Raw genomic sequence first — 17,150 nt, 5'->3', positions numbered from 1 at the left:
GCTCTGGAACAAGGGGCTTCCTCGCTCGTTTGACCCGTCTCATCATCAGGGGTACTTCATGACGTCTGCCATCCAAGCCGCAAGCGAGTTTCGCGCCTTTCCAAAGACCTGGGGGGCGGAATTCGTCGCCGCCGGCGAGGTCCGCTTCCGGCTGTGGGCGCCGGGCCAGAAGGAGGTCGTCCTTCGCCTCGGCACCAGCGAAACACCGATGAGCCGCAGCGACGACGGCTGGTTCGAGCTTTTGGCGACAGGCGTATCGGCCGGTGCCGAATACTGCTTCGTCCTGTCGGACGGCATGACCATTCCCGATCCCGCCTCGCGTGGCCAGAAGAGTGAGGTCAACGGCACCTCCCTCGTCATCGATCCGACCAACTACGAGTGGCAGAATGCCGCCTGGAAAGGCCGGCCGTGGGAAGAAGCGGTCGTTTACGAATTCCACGTCGGGACCTTCACGCAGGAAGGCACCTTCCGCGCTGCCATCGAGAAGCTGCCGCATCTGGCCGAACTCGGCATTACCGCCGTCGAAATCATGCCGGTCGCCCAATTCGCCGGAAACCGCGGCTGGGGCTATGACGGCGTGCTGCTTTATGCACCGCACAGCGCCTTCGGTGCGCCCGAGGACATGAAGGCCTTCATCGATGCCGCGCACGGCCACGGCCTCATGGTCCTCCTCGACGTCGTCTACAATCACTTCGGCCCGGACGGAAACTATCTGCCGCTGGTGGCGCCGAGCTTCTTCCATCCCGAAAAACACACGCCCTGGGGCGCGGCCATCGCCTACGAAACGGACGCGGTACGGCGCTTCTTCATCGAGAATGCGCTCTACTGGCTGGAGGAGTATCAGATCGACGGGTTGCGCTTCGATGCCATCGACCAGATCGGCGACGACGAGTCGGAAAAGCACATTCTGGTGGAAATTGCCGAACGCATCCGCTCCGAGCTGCCCGACCGTCACATCCATCTGACCACCGAGGATGCCCGCAACATCACCTCCCTGCACGAGCGCGATGCCGATGGCGGTGTGCCCCGCTTCACCGCGGAGTGGAACGACGACCTCCACAATGCCATTCACGTCTATGCGACCGGCGAGACCGACGGCTATTACCAGGATTTCGCCGACAAGACCGAATATCTCGTGGCGCGCACGCTGGCGGAAGGCTTCGCCTATCAGGGCGAAATGTCCAAACAGAGCGGCGAGGCCCGGGGCGTGACCAGCACCGGCCAGCCGCCGGTGGCTTTCGTCGACTTCATCCAGAACCATGACCAGGTCGGCAACCGGGCCTTCGGCGATCGCCTGCTGACGCTCGCCGGTCCGGAGAAGGTGAAGGCGCTTCTGTCGATGCTCCTCCTGTCGCCGCATATCCCGCTTCTCTTCATGGGCGAGGAATTCGGCGAGACCCGCCCCTTCCAGTTCTTCACCGACTTCCACGGCGAACTCGCCAAAGCTGTGCGCGACGGACGACGCAGGGAATTCGAAGGTCATGCCGGCCATGGACACGAGGAAGAGGAAATCCCGGATCCCAATGCCGAGACCACCTTCACCGACTGCAGGCTCGACTGGGCGAAGCCCCGGGCCGCTGAGGGTGCCGACTGGATGGCGCTGACCAGGCAGCTTCTCACGCTTCGCCGCAAGATCATCGTTCCGATGATCCGCACCGCGCGCGAATCCGGCGGCACGATTCTGGAAGCGGCGGATGGCCTGGTCGCCGTCCGCTGGAGCTTCCCCGACGGAGAGCTCGGAATGGCGATCAACCTCGGGTCCGAAGCAAAGTCGCTCCCCGACTTGCCCGGCACGCCGATCCACAGCTATCCGCCGGAAGCCGGCACCGGTAATCGCCTCGACGTCAATTCGGTCGTCGTGACCGCCACGACCGGAGGCCGGGCATGAAGATCCCCTCCTCCACCTACCGCATCCAGTTTCGCGACGGGATGACGTTTGATCGTGCCGCCGCGCTGGTGCCCTACCTGAAGCGCCTCGGCATCAGCCATTTCTACGCCTCGCCGATCTTCACCGCAACGACCGGCTCCACCCACGGCTATGACGTCACCAATGCCAACGAGTTCGACCCGGTCCTCGGCGGCCGCGAAGGCTTCGACCGGATGTCGCAGGCCCTGCAGCAGCACGGGCTCGGCCTGATCCTCGACATCGTGCCCAACCATATGGCCTCCTCGCTGGAGAACCCATGGTGGCGGGATGTCGTGGAGCATGGCGAAGACAGCCGCTATGCCCATTATTTCGACATCGACTGGAGCCGGCGACTGACGCTCCCCTTCCTCGGCGACACCTTCGAGAAGGTTCTCGAGGCCGGCGACCTGTCAGTCAAACAGGATCCGGAGATGGGCAAGCCGGCGCTCGCCTATTACGACACCTTCTACCCGCTGAAGCCCTCGACCTACGACGGTCGCGAACAGGCCGTGCTGTCGATGACCGCGAAAGCGGAGATCGCCGCACTTCACGACCAGCAGCCGTGGCGGCTGATGTCGTGGCGCGATGCGCCGCGCGAGCTGAGCTATCGCCGGTTCTTCGAGATCACCGGACTGGTTGGCCTCAGGGTCGAGGATCCGGAGGTCTTCGCCGACGCCCACCGCCTGGTGCTCGACCTGGTGCGGGAGGGCCGCGTCCACGGCCTGCGGATCGACCACGTCGACGGGCTGGCAGATCCGAAGGCCTACCTGGAGCAGCTTCGGGAGGCGGCAGGCCCCGACACCTATATCGTCGTCGAGAAGATCCTGGGCGAAGGCGAGCAGCTCCCGGACGACTGGCCGATCTCCGGCACCACGGGCTACGAGTTCATCGGCGCGCTGAGCAATGCCCTGGTGGACGGCAGCAAGACGGATGCTCTGACTCGCGCCTACGAAGCCGTCTCCGGCCGGCAGACGGACCCGATGGAAGATCTGCGCGACGCGAAACTTTCGATGGCAAACAACAACTTCGAGGGCGAAGTTGCTGCGCTGCAAAAACTGGCTCTCGCACTTCATGAAGTCGAGGACGATTCGAGCGCCATCGATGCCGACACCATGCACAACGCGCTGCGCGAGCTGCTAGTCGCCTTTCCCGTCTACCGCACCTATGGCACCGCAGACGGCATGCCGGAGGCCGACAAGACCCGCCTCGGCGCCATCGTCTCATCGGTTGAAAGCGGCCCTCATGCGCCGGACAAGGAGGCTCTAGCCTTCATCCGGCGCATCCTGCTCGGAGAAGTCGGCGCCGAACAGGCGGACAAGGCCAGCCTCTTCCGCACGCGCTTCCAGCAGCTCACCGGGCCGCTGATGGCCAAGTCGCTCGAAGACACGCTGTTCTTCCGCCATCACCGTCTGCTGGCGCTGAACGAGGTCGGCAGCGAGGCCGCGCCGCCGGCGGCATCGCTTACGCACTTCCACGAGGAGATGCGCACCCGCCTCAAGCACCAGCCCCACGCGCTCTCGGGAACCTCCACGCACGATACCAAGCGCGGCGAGGATGCCCGCGCCCGCCTCTATACCCTCAGCGAGGCGCCGGAGACCTGGGCGGAAGCCGTCGCCCGCTGGCGCGGCATGAACACCGCGCAGGTGGTCACACTGAAGGACGGACCTGCGCCGGAACCGGCCATGGAATGGATGCTCTACCAGGCGCTGGCAGGCGCATGGCCGACGGACCTGCGTCCGGAAGACACGGCAGGACTGAAGGCTCTCGAAGAGCGGTATCTCGCCTATGTCGAAAAGGCACTGCGCGAGGCCAAGCAGAGGACGAGCTGGAACGAGGTGAACGAACCCTACGAAACGGCCGTCAAGGACTATGCCGCCCGCCTTCTTGATCCGGAGAACGGCAACTTCCTTGCCGATTTCGTCGGCACGCTGGACCCCTTCTTCCGCGCCGGTCTCGTCAACGGCATCAGCCAGACGCTGATCAAGCTCGTGGCGCCGGGTGTGCCGGACATCTACCAGGGGAGCGAACGTCTGGACCTCAGCCTCGTCGATCCCGACAACCGCCGGGCGCCCGACTTCGCGCTGCTGACGGGTGCAGGGGACGACGGGCTGCAGTCGGTCGACGAGGAAACCTGGCGCAGCGGCCGGTTGAAACAGGCGGTGATCGCCAGGGTCCTGAACCTCCGCCAGCAGCGGCCGGAACTCTTCGCGTCCGGCAGCTACATCGCGCTTCAGCCCCGCGGCAAACGTGCCGACCACCTGGTCTGCTTCGCGCGCCAGGAAGGAGACGCGTCACTCCTGCTGGTCGCCCCCCGGCTGGTACTGAGCGCTTTCCGCCAGGGCGAGATGTCGGTCTCGGACAAATGGGCGGGTACGGAGCTGCCGCTTCCGGAAGACCTGCAGGGCCGCCGCTATCGGGAGATCTTCAGCGGACGGGTCTTTGAGCCTTCCACCAGCCTCTCGGTTGGCTGGGCCTTCGCGGATCACTCGTTCGCGCTCTTGGTCTCGGAGTAAGAGGAAACATGAAAAAAGGCCGCCAATCATCATGATTGGCGGCCTTTTTCTCTCCGGTTGGAGGCTGTTCTTCGTTAGCCGAGGCCAACGAAGGACAGGATAGCGAGAACGATTACAACTGCTCCAACAAGCCATACGATGCTGTTCATGTCTCTCTCCTTATGAATGCTGACATTACGAATTAAGCGAAACCAACCAGGTTCAGAACGGCGATGACGATGACGACGGCGCCGACCAACCAAACGATGCTGTACATGGCTTTCTCCTGTGGCTCTCGGCAAGGTGAACGGCAAGGCGCCGAAAAGGTTCCAACGGGATGCAGCGGGAACAATCGTCCGCGGGGCGGTGTTCACCAGATGCTGTGGTGAATTTTGCAGCAGAGAACCATGGGGGTGGGTATGGCAGAACAGAATTTCCAGCAGTCACGATCGCAGGCAGCTCCTGCCCGCATCGTCATCGTCGGCGCAGGCTTTGCCGGACTTGCCTGCGCCCGTGAACTCGGCAACACCGATCTCGATGTCATCGTCGTCGATCGCCGCAACCACAACCTCTTCCAGCCGCTCCTCTATCAGGTCGCCACTGCGGCCCTCTCCCCTGCGGACATCTCCGAACCGATCCGCCGCACGCTGGGACGCTACCGCAACATCAGGGTCGTCCTCGCCGAGGTTGCCGGCGTGGATCCGGCCTCGAAGTCGATCCGCTTTGAAGACGGCGGCAGCCTCTCCTACGATCACCTCGTGATCGCCACGGGTTCGGAGTACAATTACTTCGGTCACGACGACTGGCGCGCCTGGGCTCCGGGCCTCAAGACCATCCATGAAGCGCGGCTGATCCGCCAGCGGCTGCTGCTCGCCTTCGAAAGGGCGGAGCTCTCGCAGGACCCGGAGGAGAAGAAGGCGCTACTGACCAGCATCGTGATCGGCGGCGGCCCGACCGGCGTCGAGATGGCCGGTGCCATTGCCGAACTCGGGCACTTCATGATCACGCGGGATTTTCGTGACCTCTCACCCGCGGATTTTCGGGTGATCCTGATCGAAGCCGCGCCGCGCATCCTCGGGGCATTTCCGGAGGAACTGGCCGGCTACGCGGAACGCACCCTGGCCAAGGCGGGTGTCCAGGTTCTGACGAACACACCGGTGGACAGGATCACCAAGGATGAGGTCGTTGCCGGCTCGAACACCTTCCGCACCGGCTGCATCGTCTGGGGCGCCGGCGTGAAGGCCTCGCCCGCAGCCGGCTGGCTGGGGATCGAAGGGAAGGCCGGTGGGCGTATTCCCGTCGAGCCGGATCTCTCCGTCACCGGCTTTCCCGGCATCCATGCGATCGGAGATACCGCCCTTGGCCTCGGAGAGGAAGGAAAGCCGCTCCCGGCACTGGCGCAGGTGGCCAAGCAGCAGGGACAATACCTCGGTCGGTCACTGCGCGGGAGGATCCTGGAGGACCGCCAGCCGGAGCCCTTCCGTTTCAACAACCGCGGCAATACGGCGGTAATAGGCCGAAACGCGGCGATCTTCGACTTCGGGCGCTGGCGGCTCAAGGGTCGGCTGGCATGGCTGCTGTGGGCGATCGTCCACGTCTACCTGCTCGTCAACTTCGAGAAGCGCCTGCTCGTCAGCATCCAGTGGATCTGGCGCTATGTCACGCGCCAGCGCGGCGCCCGGCTGATCGACGAGAATGCAGCCCTCGAGGTTCCGTCATCGACTGAAAGGACAGAGACATGAACACCGCCAATCCGCAGCTGGAAGGCCTCTATCTCGCGTTCGCGTCCATCAACAGGCTGCTCGTGGACAAGGGTCTGGTGACCCACGGCGAGATTCAGAAGGCACTGCAGAATGTCGAACGTGCGGTGCTGGACGACACCCATCTGCTCGACATCTCTGGCTCTCATCAGATGGCTGTCGCCTTCCCGATCCGCGTCCTGCTGCTCGCAAACGAGGCGTCGGAGCGGGGCGACACCTTCGATTTCAAGGATCTCGCCCGCGAGGTGGGCCGCCGCACCTGACGAGGCAACATGACCGGCACAAAACCTCCACAGGCTGCAATCATTCCTGCCGACGGCGCTTGGGACGCCACCCTCTCGCTGCTCCGCGAAGGCTATCACTTCATCCCCAACCGGTGCCTGCGGCTGGAGAGCGAGATCTTCCGCACCCGCCTGACGTTGACCGAGGTGATCTGCATGCAGGGCCCGCGTGCGGCCGAACTCTTCTACGGCAATGCCACCCTTACCCGCCAGGGGTCGATGCCGCAGACGGTGCTCCGGCTGCTGCAGGACAAGGGCAGCGTCCAGCAGCAGGATGGCGATGCCCATCGTCACCGCAAGGGGCTCTTCGTCGCCATCCTCATGGCGCCGGGCGAGGTCGAGCGGCTGACGGGCATCTTCCGCAGCGAGTGGCGCACGCAGCTGCGGCACTGGCAGGAGCGGGACCAGATCGTTCTGATCGACGAGGTGAACCGGATTCTGACGCGCGCAGTGTGCCAATGGGCGGGAATACCGATCGGCGACAGTGACGAGAGAACCACGGAACTGGCGGGCATGGTCGAATATGCCGGTCATTTCCGTCCAGGCACCATCGCTGCCCTGTGGCGAAGGCGGCGCATAGAGCGCCGCATCCGGCACATGGTCGAAGACGTCCGGTCAGGCCATCTCTCCATCGATCCGGACAGCCCCTTCCACCGGGTTGCCACCTTCCCCGATCTCGACGGGCAACGCCTGAAGGCGGAGGTCGCGGCCGTGGAGATCCTCAACATGCTGCGGCCGGTGGTGGCCATCGGCCGCTTCATCGTCTTTGCCGCGCTCCGGCTGCACCAGAAACCGCAGTGGGCGGCGACCTTCCGCGACGGTGGCGACGATCGGCTGGAGGGCTTTGCGGAGGAAGTGCGGCGCTCGAGCCCCTTCTTCCCCTTTGTCGGCGCCCGCGTGAAGCAGGACATCGAATGGCAGGGCCATGTCCTTGCCAAGGGGCAATGGCTGCTGCTCGATCTTTACGGCACGACCCATGACTCCCAGCTGTTTTCTCGGCCGCAGGAGTTCGATCCGGAGAGACAGATCTCCTGGCGGGATCAGGGCTTCGACTTCATTCCCCAGGGAGCCGGAGCGGTCGCGACGACGCACCGCTGTCCCGGCGAGATGATCACGGTGGAGCTGCTGAAGGAATCCATCCGGTTGATCTGCCGGGAGATGTGCTACCGGGTGCCGCCACAGGACCTGTCGGTGAAGATGAACCGCGTCCCGGCGCTGCCGGAGAGCGGCTTCATCATGGCGGAAGTAAAGGCGCGGTCCCGTTAAGGCCGCGCCTTTCGCTCATCAGATGATCGGCTTGCCGCCGGTCACCGCAATCGTTGCCCCGGACACATAGCTCGAAAGCGGATCGGCCAGCATCACATAGGCGGTTGCCAGCTCTGCCGGCTGCCCCGGCCGCTGCATCGGAACCTGCGTCCCGAACTGCTTCAACCGGTCACCGGTCATCGTCGACGGGATCAGCGGCGTCCAGATCGGACCCGGCGCGACGCAGTTGGCCCGGATTTCCTTCTCCGCCAGAAGCTGCGCCAGGCCGCCCGTGAAGTTCTGGATGGCACCCTTGGTGGTCGCATAGGCGAGCAGGCTCGGGCTTGGCGAATCAGAATTGATCGACGCAGTATTGATGATCGCGCTGCCCGGCTTCATGTGCGCTACGGCCGCCTTCGTCAGGTAGAACATCGCGTGGATGTTGACCCGGAAGGTCAGCTCCCATTCCTCATCGGAAATGTCATCGATCGACGAGAAGGTCGCCTGGTGGGCGGCGTTGTTGACCAGGATGTCGATGCCGCCGAGCTCGCTGACGGCAGTCTCGATGATGCTGCGGCAGTGATCGGCCGACTGGATGTCGCCGGCAACGAGAACTGCCTTGCGACCGGCCTCTTCGATATGGCGCTTCGTCTCCTGGGCGTCCTCGTCCTCGTCGAGATAGGACACAAGGACATCGGCGCCTTCCCGGGCATAGGCGATCGCCACGGCGCGGCCGATGCCGCTGTCGGCGCCGGTGATGACCGCCTTCAGGCCAGCCAGCCGGCCGGAGCCGCGGTAGCTTTTCTCGCCGTGGTCGGGAACGGGCTTCATATCCCGGGTGCGACCGGGCATCGGGATCGGCTGCTGCTCTTCGAAAGGCGGCTTGGGATAATGGCTCATGGAAACCTCTTGTGCTGTCGGTGTAACGAGACCTGTCCAACAGCAGCCGCTGGTCTATGTTCCCTTGAGATTTCCGATGCATGGCCCGCCGGCTGCATCTTCATGAATAACATCAACAACAATGTCTTCTTCAGGAACAGTGGGCGCATAACTTTGTTCGACGGCCATCTGCAGCAGCCCTCGTCGGCCGCCTGCGACTGATTACCTGCGAAAGAGAGGACAGTATGGACGTTGTCATAATTGGAGCCGGATATGTCGGGCTGACCACCGGAGCCTGCCTTGCCGAACTTGGCCACACCGTCACCTGTGTCGATAATGATCCGCAGAAGATCGCCGGGTTGAAACGTGCCGAAGTTCCGATCTATGAGCCCGGCCTGTCGGAGCTGATCCGCAAGCACGTGGACGCAGGCCGCCTCTCCTTCTCCGACGACCCCGCCTCCACCGCCCCTGGCGCAGATGCCCTGTTCATCGCGGTGGGAACACCCTCGGCACCGGATGGCGACATCGATCTCTCCTATGTCAAGGATGCCGCCGCTGGCGTGGCGCTGCTCCTCAAGAAGGAGGCGGTCATCGTCATCAAGTCCACGGTGGTCGCCGGGACTGCACGGATGGTCAGCGAACGGGTTGAGACCATCCGAGGCCGCAAGGACGTCTCCGTCGCCTCCAACCCCGAGTTCCTAAGGGAGGGCTCCGCCATCCGGGACTTCCTGGAGGCCGACCGCATTGTCGCAGGCGCCGACGACAGCCGGGCTGCCGAGCTTCTGGCACGGCTCTACGAGCCCCTGCGCAGCAAGGGCGTCCCCTTCGTGACGACGAGCACCATCAACGCGGAAATGATCAAATATGCCGCGAACGCCTTTCTGGCGCTGAAGATCGGCTTCATCAACGAGGTGGCCGATCTCTGCGAAGCCGCAGGCGGCGATGTTTCGGCCGTGGCGGACGGCATCGGCCTCGACCGCCGCATCGGCCGCGCCTTCCTCAATGCAGGACCCGGCTTCGGCGGCTCCTGCTTTCCCAAGGACACCCGTGCCTTTGCCGCCACCGGTCGCCGCCTGGGACAGCCGCAGGCGATCGTCGAAACACTGATCAGCCGCAACGAGGCCCGCAAGGCCGCGTTCGCCAACCGGATCCTTGCCGAGCTCAAGGGAAGCGGTCGGCGCGCCACCGTGCTGGGAACGGCCTTCAAGGCCAATACCGACGACGTGCGGGATTCTGCTGCGCTGACGATCATACCGCTTCTGGTGGAAGCGGGAGTGACGGTGACCGCCCATGACCCGAAGGCTCGTCATGTGACGGAGCGCCATGTGAAGGGCATCTCCTGGTCGAATTGCCCCTATGAGGCCACCCGGGGCGCGGACGTGGTGGTGATCCTGACGGAATGGGACGACTATGCCAGGCTGGACCTGGAGCGCCTGTCCCGGTCCATGGCCGGCCGGTCGGTCATCGATTGCCGCAACCTCTTCAAGCCGCAGGACGTCACCCGCCACGGCCTGAAATACATCAGCATCGGCCGCAGTGCCGCCGCTCCGATCCTGAAGATCAACAGCAAGCGCGCCGGTGCAGGAAACGGCAAGTGGAACGAGATTGCCGCAGCACCCGTCTGATCGGCAGGTGGAGACAGGCATAAAGAAAGGGCCCGGTCTGTACCGGGCCCTTTCTTTATCGGTGAACTGCCGGCCGGCTATGCGCCGGGCGTTGCAAGCCCGTCGCCGCCGCGCAGGCGCCGCAACTGGTTGACGATGCGAAGCGACCCGGAGGCACGTGCGGCGGAGAAATCGGAGCTTTTCGACAAGATCCGCAGCATGTCCTCTGCCTCGTCTGCCGAGATGGTCCCGCGGGCCGCAAGACCGTCGATCAAGAGCAGCATGACCCCTTCCAGGGCCAGAGCCCTGCGGTGGCTTTCCTTGTCTTTTTCGTTTTCGTTTTCAAGCATGTCAGGCTCCCTGCTGGCTACCTGACGAATTGATTGGCGAAGAAAAGGTTCCGACTATTCCTCGGTCTGCCGACGCGCTTCGGCTTCCGGCGAGGCCGCATCGACCGCGGTCGAACGATCGATCGTGCCCTGCTCGGCCTTGTAGAAATACTGGCTGGCCACAAGCCAGCCCTTCAGGGGCCGCAGCGGCGGAATGCAGGTCAGGAGCATGAACGGCAGGGACGTCAGCGCATGCACCCAGAAGGGCGGCTGGAATACCACTTCGATCCAGACGGCAAGGGCCACGCTCGGCACGCAGGCAAAGCAGATGACGAAGAAGGCGGGGCCGTCGGCGGGATCGGCAAACGAATAGTCGAGACCGCAGACCTCGCAGTTCGGCCGCAGCTTCAGGAACCCGTCGAAGAGGTGCCCCTGCCCGCACCGGGGGCAGCGGCCCCGCAGGCCGGTGCTGTAGGGAGACAGGGGAGCCCATTGCGCGTCGGATGTCATGCCTGGTCCTTTTCATAAACTGGCCTTGCGATACTGCCGAACACACCCCGGCAGCAAGGGTTTCCTCCGCTGCGCGTCAATCTGACCTGCCATTCGTCATGGAATCACCAGGAACATTTCCGCTCCGGCCCCGGTTCGGCGCAGGAGAGTCCTGCCCCCTCAAGGAGAAGATGATGAACCCCGTACCAACCGGAAAAGGCCTGGCAGTCGTCACCGGCGCCTCGAGCGGCATCGGCTATGAACTGGCCCGATGCGCCGCGGAAAACGGCTACGACCTCGCCATTGCCGCCAACGAGCCTGAAATCCTGGAAGCGGCCACAAAGCTGAAAGAATTCGGCGTGCAGGTGGAAGCGCTGCAGGTGGACCTTGCGACGCCGGACGGCGTCCGTCGCTTCGTCGACGCGGTGTCCGCCCTCGGCGGGCCTGTCGATCTCCTGATGGCCAATGCCGGCGTCGGCCTCGGCCACGGCTTCCTCGATCAGGATCTGGACGAGGCGCAGCGGGTAGTCGACACGAATGTCACGGGGACTATCCGCCTGGTGCATGCCATCGGCAACCGGATGCGGGGACGGGGTGAAGGCCGCATCCTCTTTACCGGCTCGATCGCCGGCTTCATGCCGGGCGCCTACCAGGCCGTCTACAATGCCACCAAATCCTTCATCAACAGCTTCTCGTTTGCGCTGCGTGACGAGTTGAAGGATAGCGGCGTCACCGTGACCTGTCTGATGCCGGGTCCGACCGATACCGAATTCTTCGAACGCGCCGACCTGCTCGACACGGCCGTGGGCCAGGGCAAGAAGGACGATCCGGCCTTCGTGGCCAAGGCCGGCTTCAAGGCGATGATGGATGGCGAGGGCGACGTTGTCGCCGGCTGGAAAAACAAGGTGATGTCCGCCGTCGCCAACGTCACGCCGGCCGGCATGCTCGCCGGGCAGCATCGCAAGATGGCCGAGCCCGGCAGCGGCACCTGAACCTCAAGAGCCCCGTTGGTCGCGGGGCTCTTCTTGCATTCAGTCGTCGCTGAACGGCCAGCCGCGATAGACACGGCGGGTGACGAGCTTCAGGCTGCGGTCCGGCTGGATGACGTAGCGTTCCTCGACCCTCTGGCCGAACTCGTTGCGGAACTGATGGTTGACGGGACTTCCGATCGGCGCCTTCGTCAAACGCGTCCGCGGCTGGCCGCCATAGGTGATGCTGCCGGGAATGGGTTCGAGCCCCGGCGCATCGGGCGAAACCGAGGTGCAGGCAGCCAGCGCGATCGCCAGCCCGACGAGGGGAAATAACTGTTTCAAGAGGCACCTGACCTTTCTTCTGTTCAGCAAGGCTTCAACACGGCGCGGATAGGGGAGTTCCAGCGCTCATCTGCTTCCGGTACGCAGCCGGTTGTGAACGGCGACGGCCGCGACCTCGCCATGCGCCATGGCGACACCGATCTGGTTCAGGCCCGTCACCACATCTCCGACGCCGAAGCAACCCTCGACATTGGTTTCCTGATGCGCTCCGGTGTTGATGCGACCGTCCTCCTCGAGCCGGACCCCGAGCTGTGCCGCCACCTGCGAACGGGGCCTGACGCCGAGCGCGGCATAGACGACGACGCCCCTGAACAGCTTACCGTTGCCAAACATCATGTCCATGTCGTCTTCGCCCGTCTTTGTGAACGACGAAAGAGGTTCGACGACGACCTCGATGTTCTCTTCCCGCAAGGCAGCCTGCGTCTCCTCGTCCCACTGCGGCGCCTCGCCGAGCGTAGCGATCGCAATGGTGGGGGTGAAGGCCTTCAGGAAGCGCGCCTCCGCCACCGCACGCATGGTTGCACCGATGACCACCGCCGGCCGCCCGGCGATCTCGTAGCCGTCGCAAATCGGGCAGATGCGCAGATATCCCTCCGCCACCAGATCATGGGCATGATCGAGAGGCGGCATGTTGTCTTCCAGTCCCGTGGCGAAGATGACGTTCTGGCCCAGGACGAGCCGCCCCCTGATATCTGCCTTGAAGAAACCGTCTGCCGTGCGTTCGAACTGCGCAGCCTCTCCCTCGACCACCGGCACCCCCAGTTCCTCGATCTGCTCGCGCATCCGGGCAAGCAGATCGCGGCCGATGACGCCGCCGGGAAAGCCGGGATGGTTGTAGGAACGCGGGATGAGGCGCGCCCGGCTGCGCCCGCCGTCGACCAGCAGGGTCTTCCGGTTCATCCGCGCCAGGTAGATCGCAGCCGTCATTCCGCCCGGACCGCCGCCCAGGATGATACAGTCGAACGGACTGTCGGAAACGGCGAGCTCGTCCGAGCCTCTGCCAAGCATGTGTGGTCTCCTCGGATTCGATCGTCGGCAAGCGCCGTTAACGAGGGGAGACGGCCGGAAGTTCCAGCTCGGCGGCACGCCTGCGGCATCTCTGCATGAAGTCGCCTCGCACCACCCATCGCCGGACGGATTTTCCAAGCGACAGACGAGCTTTAGGGCAACATGCCTATTATGTCGGCAGATCCTCTGCTAGTCCACGGTCTCCAGCACCGCGACAGGGTCCATGTCCTTTCTCCGACGCCTCAATCCATCGATCGTCCCCGTAAGCCCTGCCGAGCGTATCCGCGCCTCCGTCGGCGCGCTGCTCGGCATTCTGCTGACCGGTCTGCTGAGCCGGCTGGCGATCGGCGACAGCGGTGCCTTCCCGCTTCTGATCGCGCCCATGGGAGCTTCCGCCGTCCTGCTGTTTGCCGCCCCAAGCAGCCCCCTGGCGCAGCCGTGGTCGATCCTCGGCGGCAACATCGTCTCGGCGACCGTTGGCGTCACCTGTGCGCTGCTGATCGAGGATCCGGTGATTGCCGCCAGCACCGCGATCGCCGTGTCCTCACCTGCGAGCAGATCATGTCCCGCGATGTCGTCACCATCGCACCGCAGACGAGCCTGCGCCGGGCGTGGCAGCAGCTGATGCGGAGCCCGCACAAGGCCCTTCCGGTGGTGGACGCGGACGGCCAGCTCGTGGGGATCGTGACGCAGACCGACTTCATGCGCATGTCCGTTTTGAACGAGCACGGAGCCTTGAGCCTGCGCGCCAGGGCGGGGCGCATACTCCCGGGCAAGGGTGCCCCGCGCAGTGTCGCGGACGTCATGACGCGGCGCGTTCAATCGGCACTGCCGGAAACGATGATCGCCAAGCTCGTGCCGCCCATGGCTGACATGGGCCTGCATCACATGCCTGTCGTCAATCACTGCAATCATGTCGTCGGCATCATCACGCAGTCGGATCTCATTGCGGCGCTTTTCCAAAGCCAGCGGACGCCTTTCGCACCCGACGGAACGACAACCGTTGTCGCAGCTGGATAGGGCCTGCCAGGCAGGTCCCAGCAGTTTACCAAGGACTAAAATTATTGCTGCTCATAGTTGAATGCAGCGCAACATCGGTCCAGAATGGCGCATCGCTTAAGGAAGCTACTCTTAGGAAGCGAGTTAGGGGGTGCCATGCGAAACAAACTTGCGGCCATGGCAAATACGCTTGCTCAGGATGACACGGTGGACAGCGACGAGATTGCCGCTGCCATCGACTATATGGAAATGAAGATCCGCACTGCGGAGGCTCGCCACGAGCCTGTACCCTTCGTCGCCTTCAGAACCAGAACAATCCTGACGATTGCCCTCAAGCTGCGCCGGGAGTCGGGCCTCTCGCTGTGAGGCGACCGCCACCACGGGACAGATGAGCCGGTCCTGTCGCGCGACATGCTCACGGAAGGCACGGCCGAAGGGCCGTCCGTGGTCCTTCGGCAGTGCGAACTGCACCCCCACCCTCCATTGGTCGACGCTCGCGGAACCTTCCGGCACCTCTGCGGTTCCCGTTGCTTGAATGGAGGGAAGTCCGTGGACTGGAGTGAACTGTTTTTCCAAGGGTGGTCAGGCATCATCCGAACCTTGATCGTCGGGACGCTCGCCTATGTCGTGCTGGTCCTGTTCGTGCGCATCTCGGGCAAGCGGACACTGGCCAAGATGAATGCCTTTGACCTGGTGGTGACAGTTGCCCTTGGCTCCACCCTGTCGGCCGTCCTGCTCCAGGAAGCGATTGCGCTGGCGGAAGGCGCCACCGCGCTCGGCCTTCTTATCGCGCTCCAGTATCTCGTCACCTTTCTGTCGGTGCGATCCAAGGACTTCGCCAAGCTGGTGCGGTCGCAACCGACACTGCTGGCCCGCAGCGGAAGCTACTGCAGCGCCGCCCTCCTCGACCAGCGGCTGACCGAAGACGAGGTCCTTTCCGCCGTGCGCTCGCAGGGCCTCGATGACCTCGACCAGGTGGAAGCGGTGATCCTCGAAAGCGACGGTTCTCTCAGCGTCATTCCACGCAAGGGGTGATCGACAGGGGCGACATCCGCGGCGCCCGTGGCAGGGGCGCACAACCTCAAAATCGCCCTACCGATCGTCGTACCTGGTGGCAGGTCCCCGGGTGAGGCCCTGCCCCGCCAATATGGACGATTCGGAAGATGTCCGCCCTTCAGCGGACGAGCCGCCGCTGATGCCTATTTGTAGATCGGCGTCGTCGTTGGCGGTTCATAATAGGAAGGCTCGGTGGTGGCACAGCCGACCAGGGTGACGACGGCGAACAGGATGATAAGTCTCACGGAATTCTCTCCATATTTATGTCTGGCTGGTGTCGGTTGAAAAGGTGGTCTTGATGCTCTTGCCGTCTCGTAAAGGGCGGCCGTGATCGACGGCTAAGTGGCATGGCCGGCTTAGGGGGCCCCGCCCCCCAAGCATCAGGCATCAGTCATCGTCATCGTGGTCATGCCCGTTTCCGTGGCCATGTCCGTGGCCCTTACCATGTCCCTGTCCCTGTCCCTGTCCATGGCCTTTGCCATGCCCGGGACCGTTCCCGTTCCCGGGACCGTTGCCATTGCCTTTTCCGTTGCCACTGTTTCCAGCATTGTCGGCCCGGTCGCTGCTGTTGCCGCCGGCATTGCCGAGGCCCTGGCCCTCATTGCCCTTGCTGAAGCCGCTTTCATTGAAGCTGTTGTCGCCACCACTGCTCTCGCCCGCGACGCCGTTGGTACCGACATCTTCGCTTTGCGCGCTCTGGTCGCCGAAGGCGCTGAGCCCGAGGTCGGCTCCGAGCGGAGCAGCCTGATTGACCGCCGGAACATTGGCGCGAGTCGGCTCAACCGCGGTGACGGAAGGCGCGGCATCGACGCCTGCAACCGACATCGTCTGGTTCTGGTCCACCGTTGCCTGCTGGCCCGGCCCCACATCGGCGCTTTCCCCACCTGTGAAGGAAGACACCTGCACCAAGCCGGTCTCGACAGAGACGGAGGCATCCTGCGGCGTCACCGTGACGGTAAAGGTCGTTCCCTTCACCACGGCCGCCAGGAAGGGCGTGTGAACATAGGTATGGGGACTGCTGCGCTTCTCGATATCGAGGGCAATCTCCCCGGTCTGCTGAACAACTTCCGTCTTGCGCGAGAACAGGCCTTCATGCGTGACCACCGAGCCCAGGGTATTGGGGCTGAGCGACAGGCTCTCTTCGCCCCTGGTCAGCGTCACCCGGCCGCGCGGACCGGTGGAGATCCATGCCTTGCTCGGGATCACCATGCCGACAGCAACAGCGTCCCAGGTCGCCTTGTCGATCGTATAACTGACCTGGGTGGTGGTCTTGGCCACGACCCAGTCCTTTGCGATGGCGATGGTAGGACAAAGGGAGAGGACGAAAAGAAGGACAAGAGAGCGAACGTAATGCATGAAAACTCCTATTAATGAATGCTAATTTACAAGCTCCCCATTTAAGAATCTCTTGATTTACGAAATTGTATTTTATCAAATGTGATAGCCGCCCAGCTTTCACGTCCCCAGCGCCTGCATCTGCCGCTGAAGACGCAGGCGACATTGCCCACTGAAATGAAAAACCACCGCAGGAAGCTCCGGCTTCATGCGCAGCGATTTGGGCAGATCGCTCTGGAGCAGAGCACACGCAGCCCATCGCCAATCAGGAGGCTGGCACCCATGTGTCAGGTGAAAAACCTTAGATATGTGCCTGGGTCTGTATGGGAAAAATGGTAGCGGGAGAGGGACTCGAACCCCCGACACGCGGATTATGATTCCGCTGCTCTAACCACCTGAGCTACCCCGCCACACGGAAAACCTGCCTTGAATTTCAGCGTGCTGAAGGGCGGGC

Annotated in this window: 15 protein-coding genes, 1 tRNA gene and 1 pseudogene; 10 read left to right on the top strand and 7 right to left on the bottom strand. The window is 63.6% G+C overall.

What is annotated here, in order from left to right; all coding sequences use genetic code 11:
• Window positions 1–58: 58 nt before the first annotated feature.
• From treZ to EO99_RS0101155, 5 genes are all read left to right on the top strand, one after another.
• Entirely contained in the window at window positions 59–1,888 is a 1,830-nt protein-coding gene (treZ, locus tag EO99_RS0101175) for a malto-oligosyltrehalose trehalohydrolase (protein WP_037110813.1), read from the top strand.
• On the top strand, window positions 1,885–4,419 hold the full coding sequence (treY, locus tag EO99_RS0101170) for a malto-oligosyltrehalose synthase (protein WP_029616815.1): 2,535 nt from the start codon (window positions 1,885–1,887) through the stop codon (window positions 4,417–4,419). The genes treZ and treY overlap by 4 nt, the downstream gene beginning before the upstream one ends.
• A 398-nt stretch (window positions 4,420–4,817) precedes the next feature.
• The gene (locus tag EO99_RS0101165; protein WP_051679633.1) at window positions 4,818–6,140 is read left to right on the top strand and encodes an NAD(P)/FAD-dependent oxidoreductase; all 1,323 of its coding nucleotides are present in this window, start codon (window positions 4,818–4,820) and stop codon (window positions 6,138–6,140) included.
• Window positions 6,137–6,421 (top strand): hypothetical protein, encoded by a 285-nt coding sequence (locus EO99_RS0101160; protein ID WP_029616813.1) that lies wholly within the window; start codon window positions 6,137–6,139, stop codon window positions 6,419–6,421. Before EO99_RS0101165 ends, EO99_RS0101160 begins: the two co-directional genes overlap by 4 nt.
• Before the next feature lie 9 nt (window positions 6,422–6,430).
• A complete protein-coding gene (locus EO99_RS0101155) occupies window positions 6,431–7,705 on the top strand; it encodes a cytochrome P450 (RefSeq protein WP_029616812.1) in 1,275 nt (424 codons plus the stop codon).
• Between the two features lie 18 nt (window positions 7,706–7,723).
• On the opposite strand, the gene EO99_RS0101150 is transcribed toward EO99_RS0101155, so the two are convergent.
• On the bottom strand, window positions 7,724–8,584 hold the full coding sequence (locus tag EO99_RS0101150; RefSeq protein ID WP_029616811.1) for an SDR family oxidoreductase: 861 nt from the start codon (window positions 8,582–8,584) through the stop codon (window positions 7,724–7,726).
• 224 nt (window positions 8,585–8,808) lie between these two features.
• On the opposite strand from EO99_RS0101150, the gene EO99_RS0101145 reads away from it, so the two are divergent.
• Complete coding sequence (locus EO99_RS0101145; RefSeq protein WP_051679632.1) at window positions 8,809–10,188, top strand: UDP-glucose dehydrogenase family protein; 1,380 nt, start codon at window positions 8,809–8,811, stop codon at window positions 10,186–10,188.
• Window positions 10,189–10,265: 77 nt separating this feature from the next.
• Here the strand turns inward: EO99_RS0101145 and EO99_RS0101140 are convergent, their stop codons facing one another.
• Window positions 10,266–10,517: a hypothetical protein gene (locus tag EO99_RS0101140; RefSeq protein WP_029616809.1), complete on the bottom strand. Its 252-nt coding sequence runs from the start codon at window positions 10,515–10,517 to the stop codon at window positions 10,266–10,268.
• A gap of 54 nt (window positions 10,518–10,571) precedes the next feature.
• Window positions 10,572–11,006 (bottom strand): DUF983 domain-containing protein, encoded by a 435-nt coding sequence (locus tag EO99_RS0101135; protein WP_029616808.1) that lies wholly within the window; start codon window positions 11,004–11,006, stop codon window positions 10,572–10,574.
• Window positions 11,007–11,179: 173 nt separating this feature from the next.
• Between EO99_RS0101135 and EO99_RS0101130 the strand changes: the two genes are divergently transcribed.
• Window positions 11,180–11,977 (top strand): SDR family NAD(P)-dependent oxidoreductase, encoded by a 798-nt coding sequence (locus tag EO99_RS0101130; protein WP_029616807.1) that lies wholly within the window; start codon window positions 11,180–11,182, stop codon window positions 11,975–11,977.
• Window positions 11,978–12,016: 39 nt separating this feature from the next.
• On the opposite strand, the gene EO99_RS0101125 is transcribed toward EO99_RS0101130, so the two are convergent.
• Both EO99_RS0101125 and EO99_RS0101120 read right to left on the bottom strand, forming a co-directional pair.
• Window positions 12,017–12,298, bottom strand: coding sequence for a hypothetical protein (locus tag EO99_RS0101125; RefSeq protein ID WP_029616806.1), 282 nt, complete (start codon window positions 12,296–12,298; stop codon window positions 12,017–12,019).
• A gap of 66 nt (window positions 12,299–12,364) precedes the next feature.
• Window positions 12,365–13,306 (bottom strand): NAD(P)/FAD-dependent oxidoreductase, encoded by a 942-nt coding sequence (locus tag EO99_RS0101120; protein ID WP_077067022.1) that lies wholly within the window; start codon window positions 13,304–13,306, stop codon window positions 12,365–12,367.
• Window positions 13,307–13,529: 223 nt separating this feature from the next.
• On the opposite strand from EO99_RS0101120, the pseudogene EO99_RS26530 reads away from it, so the two are divergent.
• The 3 genes and pseudogenes from EO99_RS26530 (at window position 13,530) to EO99_RS0101105 (ending at window position 15,340) form a co-directional block, all read left to right on the top strand.
• Window positions 13,530–14,326 (top strand): annotated as a pseudogene (locus tag EO99_RS26530) (CBS domain-containing protein).
• Window positions 14,327–14,461: 135 nt separating this feature from the next.
• On the top strand, window positions 14,462–14,671 hold the full coding sequence (locus tag EO99_RS25515; protein ID WP_037110809.1) for a hypothetical protein: 210 nt from the start codon (window positions 14,462–14,464) through the stop codon (window positions 14,669–14,671).
• Between the two features lie 183 nt (window positions 14,672–14,854).
• Complete coding sequence (locus EO99_RS0101105; RefSeq protein ID WP_029616804.1) at window positions 14,855–15,340, top strand: DUF421 domain-containing protein; 486 nt, start codon at window positions 14,855–14,857, stop codon at window positions 15,338–15,340.
• A 408-nt stretch (window positions 15,341–15,748) separates the two neighbouring features.
• Here the strand turns inward: EO99_RS0101105 and EO99_RS0101095 are convergent, their stop codons facing one another.
• On the bottom strand, window positions 15,749–16,717 hold the full coding sequence (locus EO99_RS0101095; protein WP_029616803.1) for a FecR domain-containing protein: 969 nt from the start codon (window positions 16,715–16,717) through the stop codon (window positions 15,749–15,751).
• Between the two features lie 312 nt (window positions 16,718–17,029).
• Window positions 17,030–17,106: transfer RNA gene (locus EO99_RS0101090), tRNA-Met, on the bottom strand.
• Window positions 17,107–17,150: the final 44 nt, after the last annotated feature.

The sequence above is a fragment of the Pseudorhizobium marinum genome (assembly GCF_000705355.1).
GTDB classification, from domain to species: Bacteria; Pseudomonadota; Alphaproteobacteria; order Rhizobiales; family Rhizobiaceae; genus Neorhizobium; species Neorhizobium pelagicum.
The sequence above is the reverse complement of the archived record's forward strand: the minus strand, read 5'-3'. Positions and strand labels throughout refer to the sequence as shown.

What these genes read in the sequence shown, in the direction of transcription:
- EO99_RS0101130 (WP_029616807.1), top strand. Translation starts at nt 11,180, where the DNA reads ATGAACCCCGTACCAACCGGAAAAGGCCTGGCAGTCGTCACCGGCGCC.
- EO99_RS0101095 (WP_029616803.1), bottom strand. Translation starts at nt 16,717, where the DNA reads ATGCATTACGTTCGCTCTCTTGTCCTTCTTTTCGTCCTCTCCCTTTGT.
- EO99_RS0101120 (WP_077067022.1), bottom strand. Translation starts at nt 13,306, where the DNA reads ATGCTTGGCAGAGGCTCGGACGAGCTCGCCGTTTCCGACAGTCCGTTC.
- treY (WP_029616815.1), top strand. Translation starts at nt 1,885, where the DNA reads ATGAAGATCCCCTCCTCCACCTACCGCATCCAGTTTCGCGACGGGATG.
- treZ (WP_037110813.1), top strand. Translation starts at nt 59, where the DNA reads ATGACGTCTGCCATCCAAGCCGCAAGCGAGTTTCGCGCCTTTCCAAAG.
- EO99_RS0101145 (WP_051679632.1), top strand. Translation starts at nt 8,809, where the DNA reads ATGGACGTTGTCATAATTGGAGCCGGATATGTCGGGCTGACCACCGGA.
- EO99_RS0101140 (WP_029616809.1), bottom strand. Translation starts at nt 10,517, where the DNA reads ATGCTTGAAAACGAAAACGAAAAAGACAAGGAAAGCCACCGCAGGGCT.
- EO99_RS25515 (WP_037110809.1), top strand. Translation starts at nt 14,462, where the DNA reads ATGCGAAACAAACTTGCGGCCATGGCAAATACGCTTGCTCAGGATGAC.
- EO99_RS0101155 (WP_029616812.1), top strand. Translation starts at nt 6,431, where the DNA reads ATGACCGGCACAAAACCTCCACAGGCTGCAATCATTCCTGCCGACGGC.
- EO99_RS0101165 (WP_051679633.1), top strand. Translation starts at nt 4,818, where the DNA reads ATGGCAGAACAGAATTTCCAGCAGTCACGATCGCAGGCAGCTCCTGCC.
- EO99_RS0101150 (WP_029616811.1), bottom strand. Translation starts at nt 8,584, where the DNA reads ATGAGCCATTATCCCAAGCCGCCTTTCGAAGAGCAGCAGCCGATCCCG.
- EO99_RS0101135 (WP_029616808.1), bottom strand. Translation starts at nt 11,006, where the DNA reads ATGACATCCGACGCGCAATGGGCTCCCCTGTCTCCCTACAGCACCGGC.
- EO99_RS0101160 (WP_029616813.1), top strand. Translation starts at nt 6,137, where the DNA reads ATGAACACCGCCAATCCGCAGCTGGAAGGCCTCTATCTCGCGTTCGCG.